Annotated in this window: 1 protein-coding gene; it reads left to right on the forward strand. The window is 41.9% G+C overall.

Going from position 1 to position 528, the window contains the following annotated elements:
• Positions 1-525, forward strand: a 525-nt coding sequence (locus tag ACRCJ0_RS19170; RefSeq protein ID WP_431391806.1) for a coenzyme F420-0:L-glutamate ligase, incomplete at its 5' end; no start/stop codon positions are given.
• Between the last annotated feature and the right edge of the window lie 3 nt (positions 526-528).

Consider the following 528-nt stretch of genomic DNA (forward strand, 5'->3'; position numbering starts at 1 on the left):
TTAAACCAATCAATCGACGGTTCTGGTTACAACGAAGACTTCGGTTTATTAGGCGCTAACCTTTCTGGTAACAATAGCTTGAAACTATTCCCTCGTGATGCACAAGCATTCGTTGAAGACGTTCAAAAACGTTTATTAGAAGCAACTGGTAAAGCTGTTGAAGTAATGGTTTACGGTGACGGCGCTTTCCAAGATCCAGTTGGCCATATCTGGGAATTAGCTGACCCTGTTGTATCACCTGGTTTCACTAAAGGCTTATCTGGCACACCAGACGAAATCAAAATCAAATACGTTGCGGACAACCAGTTCGGTGACTTATCTGGTGAAGAATTAACAGAAGCGATGCGTGCTTACATCAAAGACCATGACAAAATCGATGAAGCTGGACATAACACGTCGTTAGGTACAACACCGCGTAACATCACTGACTTAGTTGGGTCATTATCTGACTTAACTTCAGGTTCAGGAGACAAAGGTACGCCGTTTATCTATATCCAAGGCTACTTTGACAAATATTCTGACTAATAA

Source organism: Aerococcus sp. L_32 (assembly GCF_050689315.1).